Origin of the sequence: Phenylobacterium sp. LjRoot219 (genome assembly GCF_964252995.1) — a bacterium.
GTDB lineage: Bacteria > Pseudomonadota > Alphaproteobacteria > Caulobacterales > Caulobacteraceae > Phenylobacterium.
This window is the reverse complement of the sequence record NZ_CAXUQI020000001.1, coordinates 3,534,925-3,551,911: the sequence shown is the minus strand read 5'-3', so window position 1 is coordinate 3,551,911 and position 16,987 is coordinate 3,534,925. Positions and strand designations below refer to the sequence as shown.

At 70.5% G+C, this 16,987-nt stretch carries 18 protein-coding genes and 1 pseudogene; 11 read left to right on the top strand and 8 right to left on the bottom strand.

What is annotated here, in order from left to right:
• Positions 1 to 113 precede the first annotated feature (113 nt).
• Positions 114 to 668 (top strand): OmpA family protein, encoded by a 555-nt coding sequence (locus tag ACSQ14_RS17360; protein WP_436015023.1) that lies wholly within the window; start codon positions 114 to 116, stop codon positions 666 to 668.
• A 59-nt stretch (positions 669 to 727) separates the two neighbouring features.
• Here ACSQ14_RS17360 and ACSQ14_RS17355 read toward each other — a convergent pair whose 3' ends face one another.
• Both ACSQ14_RS17355 and ACSQ14_RS17350 read right to left on the bottom strand, forming a co-directional pair.
• Positions 728 to 1,759, bottom strand: a complete 1,032-nt coding sequence (locus ACSQ14_RS17355; protein WP_436015021.1) for an aldo/keto reductase — start codon at positions 1,757 to 1,759, stop codon at positions 728 to 730.
• A gap of 38 nt (positions 1,760 to 1,797) precedes the next feature.
• Positions 1,798 to 2,967, bottom strand: a complete 1,170-nt coding sequence (locus ACSQ14_RS17350; RefSeq protein ID WP_436015019.1) for an MFS transporter — start codon at positions 2,965 to 2,967, stop codon at positions 1,798 to 1,800.
• 96 nt (positions 2,968 to 3,063) lie between these two features.
• On the opposite strand from ACSQ14_RS17350, the gene ACSQ14_RS17345 reads away from it, so the two are divergent.
• From ACSQ14_RS17345 to ACSQ14_RS17335, 3 genes are all read left to right on the top strand, one after another.
• Positions 3,064 to 4,017, top strand: a complete 954-nt coding sequence (locus tag ACSQ14_RS17345; protein ID WP_436015017.1) for a LysR family transcriptional regulator — start codon at positions 3,064 to 3,066, stop codon at positions 4,015 to 4,017.
• Positions 3,999 to 4,217 carry a hypothetical protein gene (locus ACSQ14_RS17340; RefSeq protein WP_436015015.1) on the top strand — a complete coding sequence of 73 codons (219 nt, stop codon included), beginning with the start codon at positions 3,999 to 4,001 and terminating at the stop codon, positions 4,215 to 4,217. The genes ACSQ14_RS17345 and ACSQ14_RS17340 overlap by 19 nt, the downstream gene beginning before the upstream one ends.
• Before the next feature lie 283 nt (positions 4,218 to 4,500).
• On the top strand, positions 4,501 to 5,148 hold the full coding sequence (locus ACSQ14_RS17335; RefSeq protein ID WP_436015013.1) for a TetR/AcrR family transcriptional regulator: 648 nt from the start codon (positions 4,501 to 4,503) through the stop codon (positions 5,146 to 5,148).
• Between the two features lie 76 nt (positions 5,149 to 5,224).
• Here ACSQ14_RS17335 and ACSQ14_RS17330 read toward each other — a convergent pair whose 3' ends face one another.
• Entirely contained in the window at positions 5,225 to 5,533 is a 309-nt protein-coding gene (locus ACSQ14_RS17330) for a CC_3452 family protein (RefSeq protein ID WP_436015011.1), read from the bottom strand.
• 327 nt (positions 5,534 to 5,860) lie between these two features.
• Between ACSQ14_RS17330 and ACSQ14_RS17325 the strand changes: the two genes are divergently transcribed.
• The 3 genes and pseudogenes from ACSQ14_RS17325 to ACSQ14_RS17315 all read left to right on the top strand — a co-directional run.
• Positions 5,861 to 6,304: a biopolymer transporter ExbD gene (locus tag ACSQ14_RS17325; protein WP_436015009.1), complete on the top strand. Its 444-nt coding sequence runs from the start codon at positions 5,861 to 5,863 to the stop codon at positions 6,302 to 6,304.
• Positions 6,305 to 6,464: 160 nt separating this feature from the next.
• On the top strand, positions 6,465 to 7,184 hold the full coding sequence (locus tag ACSQ14_RS17320; RefSeq protein ID WP_436015460.1) for an SDR family oxidoreductase: 720 nt from the start codon (positions 6,465 to 6,467) through the stop codon (positions 7,182 to 7,184).
• Positions 7,185 to 7,265: 81 nt separating this feature from the next.
• Positions 7,266 to 7,381: pseudogene (locus ACSQ14_RS17315) on the top strand (hypothetical protein); the annotation flags it as partial.
• Here the strand turns inward: ACSQ14_RS17315 and ACSQ14_RS17310 are convergent.
• From ACSQ14_RS17310 to rfbB, 4 genes are all read right to left on the bottom strand, one after another.
• On the bottom strand, positions 7,378 to 8,106 hold the full coding sequence (locus tag ACSQ14_RS17310; protein ID WP_436015007.1) for an SDR family NAD(P)-dependent oxidoreductase: 729 nt from the start codon (positions 8,104 to 8,106) through the stop codon (positions 7,378 to 7,380). The pseudogene ACSQ14_RS17315 and the gene ACSQ14_RS17310 sit on opposite strands and share 4 nt — an antisense overlap.
• Positions 8,107 to 8,289: 183 nt before the next feature.
• On the bottom strand, positions 8,290 to 9,183 hold the full coding sequence (gene rfbA, locus ACSQ14_RS17305; RefSeq protein ID WP_436015005.1) for a glucose-1-phosphate thymidylyltransferase RfbA: 894 nt from the start codon (positions 9,181 to 9,183) through the stop codon (positions 8,290 to 8,292).
• On the bottom strand, positions 9,180 to 10,076 hold the full coding sequence (gene rfbD / locus ACSQ14_RS17300; RefSeq protein WP_436015003.1) for a dTDP-4-dehydrorhamnose reductase: 897 nt from the start codon (positions 10,074 to 10,076) through the stop codon (positions 9,180 to 9,182). Before rfbD ends, rfbA begins: the two co-directional genes overlap by 4 nt.
• Positions 10,073 to 11,122 carry a dTDP-glucose 4,6-dehydratase gene (gene rfbB, locus ACSQ14_RS17295; RefSeq protein WP_436015001.1) on the bottom strand — a complete coding sequence of 350 codons (1,050 nt, stop codon included), beginning with the start codon at positions 11,120 to 11,122 and terminating at the stop codon, positions 10,073 to 10,075. The genes rfbD and rfbB overlap by 4 nt, the downstream gene beginning before the upstream one ends.
• Positions 11,123 to 11,403: 281 nt before the next feature.
• Between rfbB and ACSQ14_RS17290 the strand changes: the two genes are divergently transcribed.
• Positions 11,404 to 12,903, top strand: coding sequence for an MATE family efflux transporter (locus ACSQ14_RS17290; RefSeq protein WP_436014999.1), 1,500 nt, complete (start codon positions 11,404 to 11,406; stop codon positions 12,901 to 12,903).
• Positions 12,904 to 12,912: 9 nt separating this feature from the next.
• Here ACSQ14_RS17290 and ACSQ14_RS17285 read toward each other — a convergent pair whose 3' ends face one another.
• Complete coding sequence (locus tag ACSQ14_RS17285) at positions 12,913 to 14,139, bottom strand: serine hydrolase domain-containing protein (RefSeq protein ID WP_436014998.1); 1,227 nt, start codon at positions 14,137 to 14,139, stop codon at positions 12,913 to 12,915.
• 173 nt (positions 14,140 to 14,312) lie between these two features.
• Between ACSQ14_RS17285 and ACSQ14_RS17280 the strand changes: the two genes are divergently transcribed.
• From ACSQ14_RS17280 to ACSQ14_RS17270, 3 genes are read left to right on the top strand one after another with little or no spacing between them, the layout of a single operon-like run.
• Positions 14,313 to 14,900 carry an NADPH-dependent FMN reductase gene (locus ACSQ14_RS17280; protein WP_436014996.1) on the top strand — a complete coding sequence of 196 codons (588 nt, stop codon included), beginning with the start codon at positions 14,313 to 14,315 and terminating at the stop codon, positions 14,898 to 14,900.
• Positions 14,897 to 16,054, top strand: a complete 1,158-nt coding sequence (gene ribB, locus ACSQ14_RS17275; protein WP_436014994.1) for a 3,4-dihydroxy-2-butanone-4-phosphate synthase — start codon at positions 14,897 to 14,899, stop codon at positions 16,052 to 16,054. The genes ACSQ14_RS17280 and ribB overlap by 4 nt, the downstream gene beginning before the upstream one ends.
• 50 nt (positions 16,055 to 16,104) lie before the next feature.
• Complete coding sequence (locus ACSQ14_RS17270) at positions 16,105 to 16,833, top strand: DUF72 domain-containing protein (RefSeq protein ID WP_436014992.1); 729 nt, start codon at positions 16,105 to 16,107, stop codon at positions 16,831 to 16,833.
• Positions 16,834 to 16,987 lie beyond the last annotated feature (154 nt).

Sequence of the window (16,987 nt, the reverse complement as noted above, 5' to 3'; positions counted from 1 at the left end):
AGCGCCACCTTCCGGACAAAGACGGGTCATCACACCGCCAAACCGGACTCTCCTTTTTCAAGCTGCGCTATCGGCCACGCCGGGGGCGGGTCGATCAGAAATTGGAGAGACTGATGAAGAATGCCGCCATGCTTCGAACCACCGCCATCGGCGCGACCCTGGTCGCGCTCGGCCTCGTCACCAGCGGCTGCGCCAGCCACCGCTTCGTGCGCGAGAACATTGCGGTGGCGGAAGAGCACACCACCCGCGTCGAAGGCACCGCCGGCGAGGCGCTGGAGCGCGCCAAGGCCGCGCACAAGCTGGCCGAAGGCAAGTTCCTCTATGAAGTGGTGCTGTCGGACGACTCGGTGAAGTTCCCGGTCGATCGCCATGCCCTGTCGCCCGAGGCCGAGCAGCGTCTGGCCGAGCTGGTGCAGCGGCTGAAGGGCGAGAACCGCAACGTCTACCTGGAGATCCAGGGCTACACTGACGCCAGCGGCCCCGAGGACTACAACGAGAAGCTCGGCGAAGCCCGCGCCGAGGCCGTCCGCCGCTACCTGAGCCAGCAGGGCGTCGCGCTGAACCGGATGGCGACCATCTCCTACGGCGAAGCCTCGCCGGTGGCGCCGAACGATTCGCAGGAAGGCCGGGCGCAGAACCGCCGGGTTTCCATCGTCATCCTGAGCTAGCGCTCGACGTCCGATGCGACACAGCGGCCAGGCGCTTGGCGCCTGGCCGCGTTGCCAGCCTATGCCTTGCCGGCGAGCTTCGCGAAGCCCTCCTGCGTCCGGTACGGGTAGTAGGGATAGGGCGGCGTCACATCGCTGGCCCGGTCGAGCCGGGCCAGTTGCTCGGCGCTCAGCGACCAGCCCACCGCGCCGAGGTTGTCGCGCAGCTGCGCTTCGTTGCGCGCGCCGATGATCACCGAGGAGACCGTCGGCCGGGTCAGCAGCCAGGCGATCGCCACCTGCGGGATCGTCCGGTCGGTCTCGGCCGCGACCGCCGCCAGGGCGTCCACCACCTCATACAGCCGCGCCTCGTCCACCGGCGGGCCGAACTGGGCGGTGTCGTGCAGCCGGCTCTGGGCCGGCAGCGGCTGGCCGCGGCGGATGCGGCCGGTCAGCCGACCCCAGCCCAGCGGGCTCCAGACCAGCGCCCCGACTCCCTCCTCCTGAGCCAGCGGCGCCAGCTCCCACTCGTAGTCGCGGCCGACCAGCGAGTAATAGACCTGGTGGGCGACGTGGCGCGGCGATCCATGGCGATCGGCGACCGCCAGCGACTTCATCAGCTGCCAGCCGGAGAAGTTCGAGGCGCCGACGTAGCGGACCTTGCCGTCGCGGACGAGCTGGTCGAGCGTCTGGACGACCTCCTCGATCGGGGTGTTCGAGTCGAAGGCGTGCAACTGCAACAGGTCGATGTAGTCGGTCCCCAGCCGCCGCAACGAATTGTCCACCGCGCGGATCAGCCGGTGGCGCGAGGAGCCCCAGTCGCCCGGCCCGTCGCCCAGCGGCAGGCTGGTCTTGGTGGAGATCAGGGCCTGGTCGCGGCGGCCGCGCAGCGCCTGGCCGAGCCGCTCTTCGGCCAGGCCGTTCGAGTAGTTGTCGGCGGTGTCGAACAGGGTGACGCCGGCCTCGAGGCAGATGTCGATCAGCCGGCGCGCCTCGCGCTCGTCGCTGTCGCCCCAGGCGGCGAACAGCGGGCCCTGGCCGCCGAAGGTGCCGGTGCCGAAGCTCAGCGCGGGGACTTTCAGGCCGGAGCGGCCCAGCGAGCGGTATTCCATCGTCGTTTCTCCGTTGAGGTCTTGGATCTGCAGGGATGTCAGGCGGCGCAGACGCGGGCCCGCCGCTCGCCGTGGGCGGCGAGCAGGGCGAGCCCGAGCCCGGCCGCGGTCAGTCCGGCGCCGACCAGCGGCAGGCTGGCCAGTCCGGGGCCGTGGGCGATGGCCTGGCCGCCGGCCCAGGCGCCCAGGGCGTTGCCGAGGTTGAAGGCGGCGATGTTCAGGCTGGAGGCCAACGTCTGGCCGGCCGGGCCGGCGGCCTCCAGCACCCGCAGCTGCAGCGGCGCGACGGTGGCGAAGCCGGCCGCGCCGAGCAGGCCGACGAGGACCACGGCGGGCAGTTGGCTGTGCACCGCGAGCGCCAGGCCGAGCAGCACGACCATCAGCAGGGCCAGGGTGGCCGGCAGCGACAGGGCGAGGTTGCGGTCGGCGAAGCGCCCGCCGGCCAGGTTGCCGATCGAAACGCCGAGGCCGAACACCAGCAGCACCGCCGAGATCGCCTGGACCGAGAAGCCGGTGATCTGCGCCAGGGTCGGCTGGATGTAGGTGAAGACCGCGAAGACGCCGGCGAAGCCGAGCACGGTCATCGCCAGCGCCAGCTGCACCTGCGGCCGCGCCAGCACCGCCAGCTCCTCGCGGATCGGGGCGGCCGCGGTCTCGCCGCCGGCCTCGCGGGGCACGAAGCGCGCCAGCACCAGGATGGCGACCAGGCCGATCGCCGCCACCGCCCAGAACACCGCGCGCCAGCCGAACGCCAGCCCGATCCAGGCGCCGAAGGGGACGCCGACCAGGGTCGCCATCGTCAGGCCGGCGAACATCGTCGCGATGGCCGAGGCGCGCCGCTCCGGCGCGACCAGGCCCGCCGCGACCACCGAGCCGACGCCGAAGAAGGCGCCGTGCGCCAGCGAGGTCAGCACCCGGGCGGCCATCAGCAGGCCGTAGCTGGGCGCCAGCGCGCAGGCGGCGTTGCCCAGGGTGAAGATGACCATCAGCCCGAGCAGCACCTGCTTGCGCGGCAGGGTGCGGGTCGCCAGCGTCAGCAGCGGCGCGCCGGCGAACACCCCCAGCGCATAGCCGGAGATCAACATCCCCGCCGTGGGCGTCGAGACGTGCATGTCGGCGGCGACCTGCAGCAGCAGGCCCATGATGATGAATTCGGTGGTCCCGATACCGAAGGCGCCCGCGGTGAGGGCGAGGACAGCGACAGGCATGACGGCTCCGCTTGTTTGACGGAGCGATAGATGACGTCCGGGGGCGAGTTGATTTAGAGGTCATCTGGTCAACTCACTTGTGAGGTGAATTCCACAATGCCGCGGCTCGTCGTCAATCGATCGGGGGAGATGGAGGTCTTCCGCCGCGTGGTCGAGCTCGGCGGCTTCTCCGCCGCCGCGGGGGAGTTCGGGCTGACGCCGTCCGGCGCCAGCAAGCTGGTGTCGCGGCTGGAAGCGCGGCTCGCGACCCGGCTGATCAACCGCTCGACGCGCAGGCTGCAGCTCACGCCGGAGGGCGAGGCCTACTACGACCGGGCGGTGCGGATCCTCTCGGACATGGCCGAGGCCGAGCGCGAGGCCTCCGCCGGCGCCGCGCCGCGCGGCCACCTGCGGGTCAACAGCAATGTGCCGTTCGGCCGGATGCATGTCGCCCCGCTGCTGTCGCGGTTCATGACCCAGCATCCGGAGGTCACGGTCGACCTGATCCTCTCCGACACCGTCGTCGACCTGATGGAGGAGCGGGCGGACGTGGCGATCCGGGTCGGGCCGCTGCGCGATTCCAGCCTCGTCGCCCGCAAGCTGGGGACCAGCCGGATGGTGGTCGTCGCCGCCCCGGCCTACCTCGCCCGGCACGGAACGCCGGCGGTCCCGGCGGACCTCGCCGATCACCTCGGCCTCGGCTGGACCTTTCGGCGCAGCGTCGGCGCCTGGCCGTTCCAGCACGGCCGACGTGAGGAGACGATCTCACCGCCGCTGGTCGCCCGGGCGAGCGACGGGGAGACCGCCCGGCAACTGGCCGTCGGCGGGGTCGGGCTCGCGCGGCTCGGCCTGTTTCACGTCTATGAGGACATCGAAGCCGGGCGGCTCGTGCCGGTGCTTGAAGACTTCAATCCGGGAGACCTGGAAGACACCCACGCCATCTACCTCGGGCAGCGCGGGCCGCTGCCGGCGCGGGTGCGGGTGTTCGTCGACTTCCTGGCGGAGCATCTCGGCCTGCCGACCCCGCGGCTGGTGCGGGAGCCGGATCAAGGATGGCGGGTTCAGCGCTGACGCGCGCCGCCGACGGGGTGGCGACCGTCCACTTCTGGAGCCGCCTGACGACCGGCGCTGCGCATCCCGCAGGCCCGCACCAGGTCGACACGCTGATCCTGGCGGTGGTCACTGAGCGCGACGGCGTCTGGCGGATCCAGGCCGCGGAGAATGTCACCCTGACCAATCCCCGGACCGGTGCGCCGGTGCTGAGGGGCTGACCCCCGACCTGGGCCGGAGGGAACAGCCGGCGAGGTCCGAGGTTCTTCCGCCAGAGACGGATGGAAGCCCCTGTGGAGGGCCGGGTGGAGGATCCCGCTGGGCTGGTCGCCGCTTTTGGGCGATCTCTAAGTCATTCTATATACAATAGAAAACGAGCGATGCGCGGGGGACGCTCAAATGGCCGAGGCACACGTCCCGGTTGGTTGGGCGGCGGCGGCGCCTTATCGTCCTTACGAATCGCGGCGCGATGTACCGCACGCGTGTGGCAGAAAGCGGACGGGGTTGCCGAGGGCCAAGGGCGTCAAGAACGCGGACTATGACTCCAAGCGGCGCGAGCTCTTGGACCGCATGTTGCCGCGCTTTGCGCGTCTCGATCAGGAACGGCCCAGCCTGCGGCAGCTGGCGGTCGCGGCGGATGTCACCGCGCCGACCCTGCAGCATTATTTCGGCGACCGCACCGGCGTCGTCGCCGCCTTGCTCGAGGAGTACCGCCGGCGCGGCGAGGCGCGTCTCGGACAGGTGTCGCAGGCCAACGGCGATTTCGCCGTCTCGATGCGCGACTTCGCCCACGCCTTGGTGGTGGGGATGCAGGCCGGCGCCGCGGTGCGGCTGGGCGACGTGATGGCCGCCAGTCTTTGCGAAGGCTTGGGCGATCCGCAGGTCAGTCCGCTGGCGCTGGCGCACATCATCGATCCGGCGGTCGACGCCCTGGTCGAACGGCTGGAGCAGCACGCCGCACGCGGCGAGATGATCCAGGCGGACCTGCGGGCCGCGGCGCTGATGCTGCTGTCGCCGCTGCTGCTGGCGGTGCTGCACCAGGATCAGATGAGGGGATGCGACAGCCGCCACATCGAGCTTCGCGGCCTGGCCGAAGAGGTCTCGGCGGCATTCGTGCGCGCCTATGCGGCGCGTCCGTCGCGGGCCGGCTGAACCGGCGATCGCGGGACTTTCGAGAACGGAACGCCCGGCCGCGGCGGAGCGCCGCGGGCCGGGCGCGCGTCGGCGCCTACTTGCGAGCCGACTCGTTGCAGCTGGCGATCTGGTCGGCCGACAGCGGCTTCGAGGACGGGCCGAAGGTGTTCACGCCGCCGACCTGACGGGCCAGCTCCTTGCAGCCGCGAATCGACGCGGTGTCGGCGCTCGGCGCACGGCTGGCGCAGACGTCGCCCAGGCACTCGAACACGGCGCCGCCGGCGACCGGCTTCACCGCACCGGCGGTGCTGGCTTGCAGCTTGGCGACCACAGGTTCGGCCGCAGCGGCCGAGGCGATGGAAAGAATGGCGGCGGCGGCCGCCAGGGTGGTTTGGAGCTTCATTCTAAGCCTCACGGAACGGTTTCTCCCATGGGCCAGAAGACCAGCCCGGCGCTTAGATAGCCCAAAGAGGTGAACAGTGTTTTATTGACGCGCGGGCATAATTAGTCCGGCGACGCGCGGGTTTTTGCCGCCCGCGTTGGTTGCGTAGACGAAAACGCGGTTCTCGGAGTCCTGCCCGAACCGCGCGCCGGACCGGCCGATTGCGCGACGCGACGACGCCGTCGCAGCCATGCAAACGCTTAGGCCTTTACAATCTGTTTGCCCCTTGCCAATGGTCGATCAGCTTAGAGCCGGGCCGGAGAGCCGCGCCCCAGGGAAGGAAATCACATGGCCGCAAAGCTGGCGGGCGGAGGAAGCAATCGCTTCGACCTCGGCCAGAACAGCGACATCAACGTGACGCCGTTCGTCGACGTGATGCTAGTTCTGCTGATCATCTTCATGGTGTCCATTCCGGCCGCCACCGTGTCCATCAAGCTGGACTTGCCGCCGGCGATCCCGCCGCCCCCGGGCGCGAAGGTCGAAGAGCCGGTGCTGGTCAACATCCAGCAAGGCGGCCAGATCTACATCGGCGATCAGGCGACCGCGCTTGACCGTCTGAGCGGCGACCTGTCGACCGTGCTCGCCCGCAAGGACCCGAGCAAGGCGCCGACCGAGCAGCGGGTCTACATCCGCGCCGATCGGACCGTCCGCTACGGCGAGTTCATGTCGGTGATGAACGACCTGCAGGGCAACGGCTTCTACCAGGTCGCCCTGATCAACGAAGAGCTCTAGGCGCTTCGTTCGAGCCACAGGTTTCGGAAAAGCCCGCCGGCGACGGCGGGCTTTTTCTTTGGCCGGGATGGCTCCGCCACGCTTGTCCTGGCCGCCGCGGCGGGTGAACCATGCGCCCGCGTCCGGACAGTCGCGGCGATGGAGCTCGAATTTGTCGAAAGTGGTGGTCATCACCGGGGCGGGGAGCGGTCTGGGCCGCGCCCTGGCGCGCCGCCTGGGCGCCGACGGCGACCTCGTGGTGCTGCTCGGCCGCACGCTTTCCAAGCTGCAGGCCGTCGCCGACGAGATCGGCGGGCGGGCGATGGCGGTCCGCTGCGACGTCGGATCGCCGGACTCGGTGCGCGCCGCCTTCGCGGTGATCGCCGCGCGCCATCCGATCATCGACGTGCTGATCAACAACGCCGCCCAGGTCGACCACGTCGAGGTCGCCGAGGCCGCCGACGCCGAGATCGTCGGCTCGGTGAGCACCAACCTGACCGGCGCGGTGTTCTGCGCCCGCGCCGCCATCCCGCTGATGCGGCGCGGCGGCCAGATCTTCAACGTCAGCAGCGGCGCGGTCGGCCAGGCCTACCCCGGGCTCGCCATCTACGCCGCCACCAAGGCCGCGCTGGAGCGGTTCTCGCTGTCGCTGCAGCAGGAACTGGAGCCGCAGGGGATCAGCGTCACCATCGTGCGCGCCGGGCAGATGGTCGAAGGCGAGGCGGCCTGGGACGATCCGGAGATCATCGCCCGCGCCGCCCGGGCGACAGCGCTCGGGCTCGATCCGCGCCAGCGGCCGAGCTCGCGCTTCAGCTCGGTGGCCGAGGTGTTCCGCGCGCTGATCGACCTGCCGGCCGACGTCTGCGCGGCCAGCGTGGTGGTGCGGCCGCGCGTCCGGTGAGGCCCTCGGCCTACTGGGCGCGCTCAAGGCGGCGCTGCTGCGCACGGCGTCGTCGGAGTAGCGGCTCCAAACCCTCTTCGTCATCCCGGCCGTAGCGTAGCGGAGCGCCGGGACCCAGGGCGGTGCGCACGCTCCTGGGTCCCGGATCGGCCTTGCAGGCCGTCCGGGATGACGAACCTTGGATGCGCTTGCCTTAGCTCACCAGCTGCAGGCCGCCGTCGATGGTCAGCACTTCGCCGGTGATGTAGCCGGACCGGCCCATGAACAGGATCGCCTCGGCGACCTCGTCGGCGCTGGCGGCGCGGCGCAGCGGCACCCGGGCCAGGGTCTCCTCGCGATTGGGATAGCGCTGCAGGCCCTCGGTGTCGGTCATGCCCGGCGAGACGGCGTTGACCCGCACGCCGTGCTCGGCCCACTCGACCGCCAGGGTCTTGGTCAGGTTGACGACGCCGGCCCGCGCCGCCGCCGAATGGGCGTAGCCCGCCGCGCCGCGCTGCCAGAGGTTGGCGACGACGTGCACCACCGCGCCCTGGCGCCGGCGCAGCGCCGGGAACAGCTGGCGCGACAGATAGAAGGCGCCGGTCAGGTTGGTGTCGACCACGGCGCGCCAGCCGTTCGGCGTGAGCTCGGCCGCCGGGGCGGCGAACTGCCCGCCGGCGCTGTTGATCAGCAGGTCAAGGCCCGCCGGCTCGACCACGGCGGCGAGCTCGGCCAGCCGCTCCCAGTCGCGCACGTCGGCCTGGAAGGCTTCGGCGTCGCCGCCGCTCGCGGCGATCTGCGTGACGGTGGCGGCGAGCTTGTCGGCGTCGCGGCCGACGACGATCACCCGCCAGCCCGCCGCGCCCAGCCGCAGCGCGCAGGCCCGGCCGATCCCGGAGCCGCCGCCGGCGACGACGGCGATCTGAGGCGATGCTTCCGACATGCTGAACTTCTCCCAGCGTCCCAGGTGCGGCGGCGCTGCAACGCCCCCTCAGTCGGCTTCGCCGACAGCTCCCCCGCTAAAGCGGTGGAGCATCTTGCACTCAGATCCTCCACCGCCCAGCGGGGGAGGTGGATCGGCGCGCCATCGCGCGCCGAGACGGAGGGGGCGTTCCGGCTCTGCCGGCTACTCCGCGCCTTCGCCGGTCGGCGGCCGTTCGGCCAGCTCGCGCAGGTAGCGGCCGTATTCGCTCTTCGCCTGGACGCGGCCGAGCTCGGCCAGCTGGGCGGCGTCGATCCAGCCCTTGCTGAAGGCGATTTCCTCGATGCAGCCGATGCGCAGGCCTTGCCGCTGCTCGAAGGTGCGGATCAGCTCGCCGGCCTGGATCAGGCTGTCGTGGGTGCCGGCGTCCTCCCAGGCGAAGCCGCGGCCGAGCAGCTCGACGTGCAGTTCGCCGGCTTCGAGGTAGAGCTGGTTGAGGGCGGTGATCTCGAGCTCGCCGCGCGCTGAGCGGGACAGGGTGCGGGCCAGCTGGCTCGCCCGGCCGTCGTAGAAGTAGAGGCCGGTGACCGCGAAGTTGGACTTCGGCGCGGCCGGCTTCTCCTCGATCGACAGCGCCCGGTTGTCGACGCTCAGCTCGACGACGCCGTAGCGTTCCGGATCGTGCACCGGATAGCCGAACACCGTCGCCCCGTGCTCGCGGGCGTGGGCGTTGCGCAGCATCTGGCCGAAGTTCTGGCCGAAGAAGATGTTGTCGCCGAGGATCATCACGCTCGGCTCGCCGGCGATGAACTCCTCGCCGAGGATGTAGGCCTCGGCCAGGCCGCCCGGGGTGGGCTGGACGACGTATTCGAACCGCACGCCGAGCTGCGAGCCGTCGCCGAGCAGACGCTTGAAGCTCGCCTGGTCCTCGGGCGTGGTGATGATCAGGATCTCGCGCACGCCGGCCAGCAGCAGCACCGACAGCGGATAGTAGATCATCGGCTTGTCGTAGACCGGCAGCAGCTGCTTCGAGGTGGCCAGCGTCAGCGGGTGCAGCCGGGTGCCGGAGCCGCCGGCCAGGATGATTCCACGTCTCATGCGACGGGCGCCTCGTTCGTGAGCTCGGCCAGGATTTCGGCCAGCGGCTCGCGCCACGGCCGTGGGCTGACGTCGAAGACCGCCTCGAGCTTGCCGGTGTCCAGGGTTCCGCGCAGCGGCCGCTCGGCCGGCGAGGGCCGCTCGGCGGTGGCGATCGGATCGACGCGCGGGGCCGCGCCGCCAAGCGCGATCTCCAGCGCGCCCTGCGCGAAGCCGCGCCAGGTCGTCTCGCCGGCGTTGGCGAAGTGGAAGACGCCGAAGGCCGGGGCGCCGGCCGGCGCGGCGGCGAGCCGGGCGGCCTGCGCCAGCACGAAGCCGGCGAGGTCGGCGGCGGCGGTCGGGCGGCCGAACTGGTCGTCGACGACCCGCAGCGGCTGACCTTCGCGGGCGAGCCGCAGCATGGTCTTCACGAAGTTCTTGCCGTGGGCCGAGACCACCCAGGAGGTGCGCAGGATGGTCGTCCGCGCGCAGGCGGCCAGCGCCATGCGCTCGCCGGACAGCTTGCTCGCGCCATAGACGCTCAAGGGTCCGGCGGCGTCGTCCTCGCGGTAGGGCGCGCCCTTGCGGCCGTCGAACACGTAGTCGGTCGAGAAGTGGACCAGCGCCGCGCCGACTTCGGCGCAGGCCTTGGCGATCGCCGCCGGGGCTTCGCCGTTGATCTCGTGGGCGAGCCCGGGTTCGGACTCCGCCTGATCGACGGCGGTGTAGGCGGCCGCCAGGATCACCAGATCCGGCTTCTCGACGCGGACGTGGCGGGCGGCGGCCTCCGGATCGGCGAGGTCGGCCTCGGCGCGCGACAGCGCCTTGAGCTGAACATCGTGGCCGGGGGCCTGACGCAGCAGCTCGCGGGCCACCTGGCCGGTGGCCCCGTACTGCAGGATCCGCACGGTCATGCCTGCACCAGGCCGAGCCGCTCGGAGTGGAAGCCGCGCTCACGGATGCGCTGCACCCAGTCGCTGTTCTCGACGTACCAGCGGACGGTGTCCTCGAGGCCCGCTTCCAGCGGCATGCGCGGCCGCCAGCCGAGCTCGCGCTCGAGCTTGGCCGCGTCGATCGAGTAGCGGAAGTCGTGGCCCGGCCGGTCGGTGACGAAGCTGATCTTCTCGGCGTGCGAGGTGTTGGCCGGGGCGTACTTGTCGAGGTGGGCGCAGAGCAGCTGCACCACCTCGAGATTGCGCTTCGAGGCGTCGCCGCCGATGCAGTAGGTCTCGCCGAGCCGGCCCTTGCCCAGCACCAGCAGCAGCGCTTCGGCGTGGTCGTCGACGTGCAGCCAGTCGCGCACCTGCCGGCCGTCGCCGTAGACCGGGATCGTCTTGCCCTCCAGCGCCCGGGTGATCACCGTCGGGATCAGCTTTTCGGGGAATTGGTAGGGCCCGTAGTTGTTTGAGCAGTTGGTCAGCACGACCGGCAGGCCGTAGGTCCGGCCCCAGGCGCGCACCAGGTGGTCGGCGCCGGCTTTCGACGCCGAGTAGGGCGAGTTCGGGTCGTAGGGCGTCTGTTCGGTGAAGTCGCCGTCCTCGCCGAGCGCGCCGAACACCTCGTCGGTTGAGACGTGGTGGAAGCGGAACGCCGCCTTGCGCGCGTCCGGCAACCCGTTCCAGTGGGCCCGGGCGGCCTCCAGCAGGATGGCGGTGCCCATCACATTGGCGCGCACGAAGTCGAGCGGCCCTTCGATGGCGCGGTCGTTGTGCGACTCCGCCGCCAGATGCATCACCGCATCGGGGCGGTGGCGGGCGAAGATCTCGGCGATGCGGGCTGCGTCGCAGACGTCAGCCTGTTCGAAGGCGTAGCGCGGGTCGCGCGCGACGCCGGCGACGTTCTCGAGATTGGCGGAATAGGTGAGCGCGTCCAGGTTCACCACGTCGTGGCCGTCGGCGATCGCACGCCGCACCACTGCCGAACCGATGAATCCGGCGCCCCCCGTGATCAGGATCTTCATGCGGCCTTTCTTCGAGTCTTTCGCGGCTGCCCATAGGCGCCAATCGACCGTCCCCCCGCCCTCTTACAACGAAACGGCGGAGGCTCAACCCTCAGGCGCTGCGGCGAAATTCGTCCGCGGCACTTGAAGCGCGCCGCGCCACGGCCCTACAAGCCTGCTGTCCCAAGGTGGAAATCAGTGTTCGGCGCGCGGCGCCTTGACGCGACCTCCTAGGTGAAGCGGAGCGGCAGGCCTTGGACGGCGCAAGCGGACAATCTTCAAAGCCTGCGGCGCGCCGCGGCATGCATGACCTGACCAAGGGGCCGATCGGGCGGACGCTGATCGCCTTCTCGCTGCCGGTCATGGGCTCCAACATCCTGCAGTCGCTGAACGGCTCGGTGAACACCGCCTGGGTCAGCCACATCCTCGGCGAGACGGCGCTGACGGCGACCGCCAACGCCGGGCAGATCTTCTTCCTGATGATCGGCGTGGTGTTCGGCATCTCGATGGCCGCGAACATCATGGTCGGCCAGGCGGCCGGGGCGCGCGACGAGGCGACGGCCAAGCGCGTCGTCGGCACCTGCACCATCTTCTTCATCGTCGTGTCGCTGGCGCTGGCGGTGCTTGGCGGCCTTTTGACGCCGCATATCCTCGACGCCATGGGCACGCCGGCCGCGGCGCGGCCGGGGGCGATCGTCTATCTGCGCATGCTCTTCGCGGCGATGCCGTCGGTCTACTTCTTCCAGTTCGTGATGATGGCGCAGCGCGGCGTCGGCGATTCGCGCACGCCCTTCTATTTCGCCCTGCTGCAGGTCGCGCTCGACATCGCCCTGAACCCGCTCTTGATCCTCGGCGTCGGACCGTTCCCCAAGCTGGGGATCGTCGGCTCGGCGACGGCGACGCTGCTGTCGCAGTCGTTCGTGCTCGCGGTGATGCTGATCTACCTCTACCGCAAGCGGTCGATCCTGGTGTTGCGGCCGCGCGAATGGCGGCTGCTGTTCCCGGACATGGCGATCCTGCGCACCCTGGTGTTCAAGGGCACGCCGATGGGCTTCCAGATGATCGTCATCAGCCTGGCGGCGGTGGCGATGATGCGCTTCGTCAACGGCTACGGCCTGGAGACCGCGGCGGCCTACGGCGCGGCGATGCAGCTGTGGACCTATGTGCAGATGCCGGCCATGGCGCTCGGCGCCGGCGTCTCCTCGATGGCGGCGCAGAACGTCGGCGCCGGGCGGATGGACCGCGTTGAGCGGGTCGCCTGGATCGGCGCCGCCTACGCCGTGCTGTTCAGCGTCGTGCCGATCCTGACGGTGCTGGTGTTGCAGCACTATGCGCTGCGCGCCTTCCTGCCGGCCGGCAGCCCGGCCCTGCCGATCGCCGAGCACATCAACGCCCTGGCGATCTGGAGCTTCGTGCCGTTCGGGGTGGCCTTCGTCTTCTCCGGCGTGGTGCGCGCGACCGGCGTGGTCTGGCCGCCGCTGCTGGCGATGGTGGTGGCGCTGTGGTTCGTCCGCATCCCCTTCGCGCTCCTGCTGGAGCCCTACCTGGGCGCCGACGCGGTCTGGCTGAGCTTCCCGCTCGGCAGCGTGGTGACCCTGGCGATCGCCATGGCCTACTACCGCTGGGGCAATTGGCGCACGGCGCGGATGCTGAGCGGCATGCCCGCGCCGCATGGCGAGGTGCCCGACGTCGGCCTGAGCCCGCCGAGCGGCTTCGAGGAGAGCGAGGCGCAGGCCGAGGCCGCCGAGGAGCTCCGGGCGCGTTCCGCCGCCGGTCTTATGAAGAGGCGCTCGAACTCCTGAGCGGAAACGCTAGGCGTTCGGCTCCGTCAGCGCGGCGTAGACCAGCGACCGCAGCTCGCGCCGAACCGCTGTCGCCGACGACGGGATCAGCTGGGTCATGAACACCGCCGTGACCTCCTCGACGGGATCGACCCAGAAGGCGGTCGAGGCCATGCCTCCCCAGTAGAACTCGCCGACGCTCGACGGCAGCAGGGTCTGCACCGGATCGAACGCCACGGCGAAGCCCAGGCCGAAGCCGACGCCGGCGTAGGTGCTCTCCGAGAACAGCGAGCGCGAATGCCGCGTCAGGTCGCCGCCGCCGGGCAGGTGGTTGGCGCACATCAGCTTCAGCGTCTTGGGGCCGAGGATCCGCGCCCCGTCCAGCACCCCGCCGTTCAGCAGCATGCGGGTGAAGCGCTGGTAGTCGGCCGCGGTTGAGACCAGCCCGCCGCCGCCGGACAACAGCCGCGGCGGCTTGAGGAACGGGCTCGTTTGCGCGTCGTCCTGCAGCTTCAGCCCGCCCTGCGGGGTCGTCTCGTAGCAGGCGGCGAAGCGCGCCCGCTGCTCCTCGCGGACCCAGAAGCCGGTGTCGATCATCTTCAGCGGGGCGAAGATCCGCTCGTGCAGCATCTGGTCGAGCGGCTTGCCGGCGATCTTCTGCACCAGGTAGCCGACCACGTCGGTCGACACCGAATAGTTCCAGGCCGTCCCCGGGGAGAACTCCAGCGGCAGCCTGCCCAGGGTTTCGACCATCCCCTGCAGGTCGAGGCCGCCGTGATAGGCCTCGAGGTCCAACTGGCGGTAGGCCGCGTCGACGTTCGAGCGGTACTGGAAGCTGTAGGTCAGGCCCGAGGTGTGGCGCAGCAGGTCGACCACCTGCATCGGCCGCGCCGGCGGCGTGCTGAGGAAGCCGCCGGGAACGCCCGCCTGGAAGACGCCGAGGTTCGCCCACTCCGGGATGTGCCGGGCGACCGGATCGTCCAGCGCGATCAGCCCCTCCTCGACCAGCGACATCAGCGCCACCGAGGTGACCGGCTTGGTCATCGAATAGATGCGGAACACCGTGTCCTCGGCCAGCGGCACGCCACGCTCCGGATCCTGCTGGCCGAGGACCGACTGGTGGACGGTCTCGCCGCGCCGGGCGACGATTAGCTGCGCGCAGGGGAGCCGGCCTGCGTCGACATAACGCGCCCGCAGGAACTCATCGATCCGCCGCAGCCGCTCGCTCGAGAAGCCGTGCGTCTCGGGCCTGCTCATGCCGTCGCTCCTCTTGCCGCGCCCGACTGTGCCCGCGCAAAACGGCTTTCGGCAAGCCGCACCCTCGCAGGGCGCAGGGGCTCAACAAGGCTGGGCATCGGCGTAGAACAGAATATAGGACGCGGGCGCGGAGCGTCGTCCGCAGCACAAAAAGTCGGAAGGGAGTTCTCGGCGTGAGCGGACTGGACGGCGGCCGGCGGCCGATCATCGTTGGGATTGGCGGCACGATCCGGGCCGGTTCGACGACCGAGACGGCGCTGATTTGCGCCCTCAAGCGCGCTGAGGAACTGGGCGCGGAAACGCGCCTGTTCGGCGGCGAGTTCCTCGCCCGACTGCCGATCTTCGATCCGCGCCCGGGCGATCCCACGCCGGAGCAGATGGAGCTGGTCGAGGCGGTGCGGAACTGCGACGGCGTGATCGTCGGCAGCCCCGGCTACCACGGCTCGATCTCGGGGGTGGTGAAGAACGCGCTCGACACCCTGGAGATCACCGCCAAGGACGCGACGCCCTATTTCCACGGCCGCCCGGTCGGCGCGGTGGTCACGGCCTACGGCTGGCAGGCGACCGGCAGCACCTTGAGCGCGCTGCGCGGCATAATACATGCCATGCGGGGCTGGCCGACGCCGTTCGGCGCGGCCCTCAATTCGACGGCGGGCCTGTTCGACGAGACCGGCGCCTGCCGTGACGCGAAGGACGCCTGGGCGCTTGGCACCGTGGCCGAGCAGGTGATGGAGTTCGCAAGGATGCGGAGCGGCGCATGAGCAAGCCCTACCTCGTCTCCCCCGGCGGCGGAGGCTCCGACCAGGACCTCTCCGCGGCGATCTCGCCGATCGAGGACATCATCGAGGACGCCCGCAACGGGCGGCCCTACATCCTGGTCGACGCCGAGGACCGCGAGAACGAGGGCGACGTCATCATCCCGGCGCAGTTCGCGACGCCGGCGCAGATCAACTTCATGGCCCGCCATGCGCGCGGCCTGATCTGCCTGTCGATCAGCACCGATCGCGCGCGCCAACTGCGCCTGCCGCCGATGGCCTGGGAGAACGCGTCCGGCCACGGCACCGCCTTCACCGTCTCGATCGAGGCGCGCGAGGGCGTGACCACCGGCATCTCCGCCCATGACCGGGCGCACACCATCGCCGTCGCGGTCGACCCGACCAAGGGCGTCGACGACGTCGTCTCGCCGGGCCACGTGTTTCCGCTGGTCGCCCGGGACGGCGGCGTGCTGGTGCGCGCCGGCCACACTGAGGCCGCGGTCGACATCTCGCGCCTGGCCGGCCTGAACCCGGCCGGCGTGATCTGCGAGATCATGAACGAAGACGGCTCGATGGCGCGTCTTCCGGATCTGGTCGCGTTCGCCCAGCTGCACGGCATGAAGATCGGCACCATCGCCGACCTGATCGCCTACCGCCGGCGCACCGAGCGCCAGGTCGAGCGGGTGCTGGAGACGCCGTTCGAAAGCGTCTACGGCGGCAGCTTCCGGATGCTGGTCTACCGCAACGTGCTCGACCTGACCGAGCACGTGGTGCTGACCAAGGGCAAGATCGACATCGACAAGCCGACCCTGGTGCGGATGCACAAGGTCGACATGGCGGCCGACATGCTGGGCCATGTGGAGGCGCGGCAGGACCTCGTCCCGCGCGCGCTGAAGGCGATCGCCGACTACGACGGCGCGGGCGTGGCGGTGTTCATCCGCAGCTCCAACCCCGACCACCTGTCGCAGAAGTACGGTCAGCCGGACCAGCCGCACGGGGACACCACCCAGCGCGACTACGGCATCGGCGCGCAGATCCTGCTGGACCTCGGCGTGCGCGACATCGTCCTGCTCAGCGCGTTCAAGGGCCGCCTGCGGCTGCCGGGTTCGGAGGGCTACGGCCTGCGGATCGTCGAGCGGCGCGACCTCGAGGCGATCTGACCCAAGGCGTGATCCGCAACGCCTGAGCCGGCCGGGGCATTCGAAGCGCCATGAGCGCGCTTCGCATCGGCTGCTCGGGCTGGAGCTACAAGGACTGGCGCGGCCCCTTCTACCCGCCGGCGGTGACGGCGCGCGAGCAGCTGGCCTGGTACGCGACGCGGTTCGACACCGCCGAGATCAACGCCAGCTTCTACCGCCTGCCCGCCGAGGCGACGGTGGACGGCTGGGCCGAGCGCGCGCCGGCCGGCTTCCTGTTCGCCTGGAAGGTCAGCCGCTTCATCACCCACAACAAGAAGCTCCGGGACTGCGCCGACCCGGTCGCCCTGGTGTTCGGCCGGATGGCCCGGCTCGGCCGCGCCGGCGGCCCCGCCCTGGTGCAACTGCCGCCGCAGCTGCGCCGTGACGACGACCGGCTGGCGGCCTTCCTCGGCCTGCTGCCCAACGGTCGCCACGCCGTCGAATTTCGGCATGACAGCTGGTACGCGCCGCAGGTCTTCCGGATCCTCGCCGACTTCGACGCGGCGCTGTGCATCTCCGACCATCATGCCGCGCCGTCGCCGTGGGAGGTCACCGCCTCCTGGGTCTATCTGCGCGGCCACGGGCCGGGCGGCCGCTACGTCGGCCGCTACCCGAAGGCTGAGCTGGCGCGCTGGGCCGAGGCCGTCGCCGGCTGGCGGGCGGCCGGACGGGACGTCTACGCCTACTTCGACAACGATGTGAAAAGCGCCGCGCCCCGCGACGCCCTGGCGCTCAAGGCCCTGATCGACCAACGCGATTAACGCCCGTTGGCGACGCCCCTTCACCGTTGTGGAAACCTGCTCGGGCAGGCTGAGACCGTTCTGCAACGTGCCCGCATTCCCCGCATGCAAGCACGGAAATGTTAGCCCGGCCGCGTTTGTCAATGTGGCTAAGTGTCTGAGGTAAATGGGGAAG

What these genes read in the sequence shown, in the direction of transcription:
- ACSQ14_RS17360 (WP_436015023.1), top strand. Translation starts at nt 114, where the DNA reads ATGAAGAATGCCGCCATGCTTCGAACCACCGCCATCGGCGCGACCCTG.
- ACSQ14_RS17355 (WP_436015021.1), bottom strand. Translation starts at nt 1,759, where the DNA reads ATGGAATACCGCTCGCTGGGCCGCTCCGGCCTGAAAGTCCCCGCGCTG.
- ACSQ14_RS17350 (WP_436015019.1), bottom strand. Translation starts at nt 2,967, where the DNA reads ATGCCTGTCGCTGTCCTCGCCCTCACCGCGGGCGCCTTCGGTATCGGG.
- ACSQ14_RS17345 (WP_436015017.1), top strand. Translation starts at nt 3,064, where the DNA reads ATGCCGCGGCTCGTCGTCAATCGATCGGGGGAGATGGAGGTCTTCCGC.
- ACSQ14_RS17340 (WP_436015015.1), top strand. Translation starts at nt 3,999, where the DNA reads ATGGCGGGTTCAGCGCTGACGCGCGCCGCCGACGGGGTGGCGACCGTC.
- ACSQ14_RS17330 (WP_436015011.1), bottom strand. Translation starts at nt 5,533, where the DNA reads ATGAAGCTCCAAACCACCCTGGCGGCCGCCGCCGCCATTCTTTCCATC.
- ACSQ14_RS17325 (WP_436015009.1), top strand. Translation starts at nt 5,861, where the DNA reads ATGGCCGCAAAGCTGGCGGGCGGAGGAAGCAATCGCTTCGACCTCGGC.
- ACSQ14_RS17310 (WP_436015007.1), bottom strand. Translation starts at nt 8,106, where the DNA reads ATGTCGGAAGCATCGCCTCAGATCGCCGTCGTCGCCGGCGGCGGCTCC.
- rfbA (WP_436015005.1), bottom strand. Translation starts at nt 9,183, where the DNA reads ATGAGACGTGGAATCATCCTGGCCGGCGGCTCCGGCACCCGGCTGCAC.
- rfbD (WP_436015003.1), bottom strand. Translation starts at nt 10,076, where the DNA reads ATGACCGTGCGGATCCTGCAGTACGGGGCCACCGGCCAGGTGGCCCGC.
- rfbB (WP_436015001.1), bottom strand. Translation starts at nt 11,122, where the DNA reads ATGAAGATCCTGATCACGGGGGGCGCCGGATTCATCGGTTCGGCAGTG.
- ACSQ14_RS17290 (WP_436014999.1), top strand. Translation starts at nt 11,404, where the DNA reads ATGCATGACCTGACCAAGGGGCCGATCGGGCGGACGCTGATCGCCTTC.
- ACSQ14_RS17285 (WP_436014998.1), bottom strand. Translation starts at nt 14,139, where the DNA reads ATGAGCAGGCCCGAGACGCACGGCTTCTCGAGCGAGCGGCTGCGGCGG.
- ribB (WP_436014994.1), top strand. Translation starts at nt 14,897, where the DNA reads ATGAGCAAGCCCTACCTCGTCTCCCCCGGCGGCGGAGGCTCCGACCAG.
- ACSQ14_RS17270 (WP_436014992.1), top strand. Translation starts at nt 16,105, where the DNA reads ATGAGCGCGCTTCGCATCGGCTGCTCGGGCTGGAGCTACAAGGACTGG.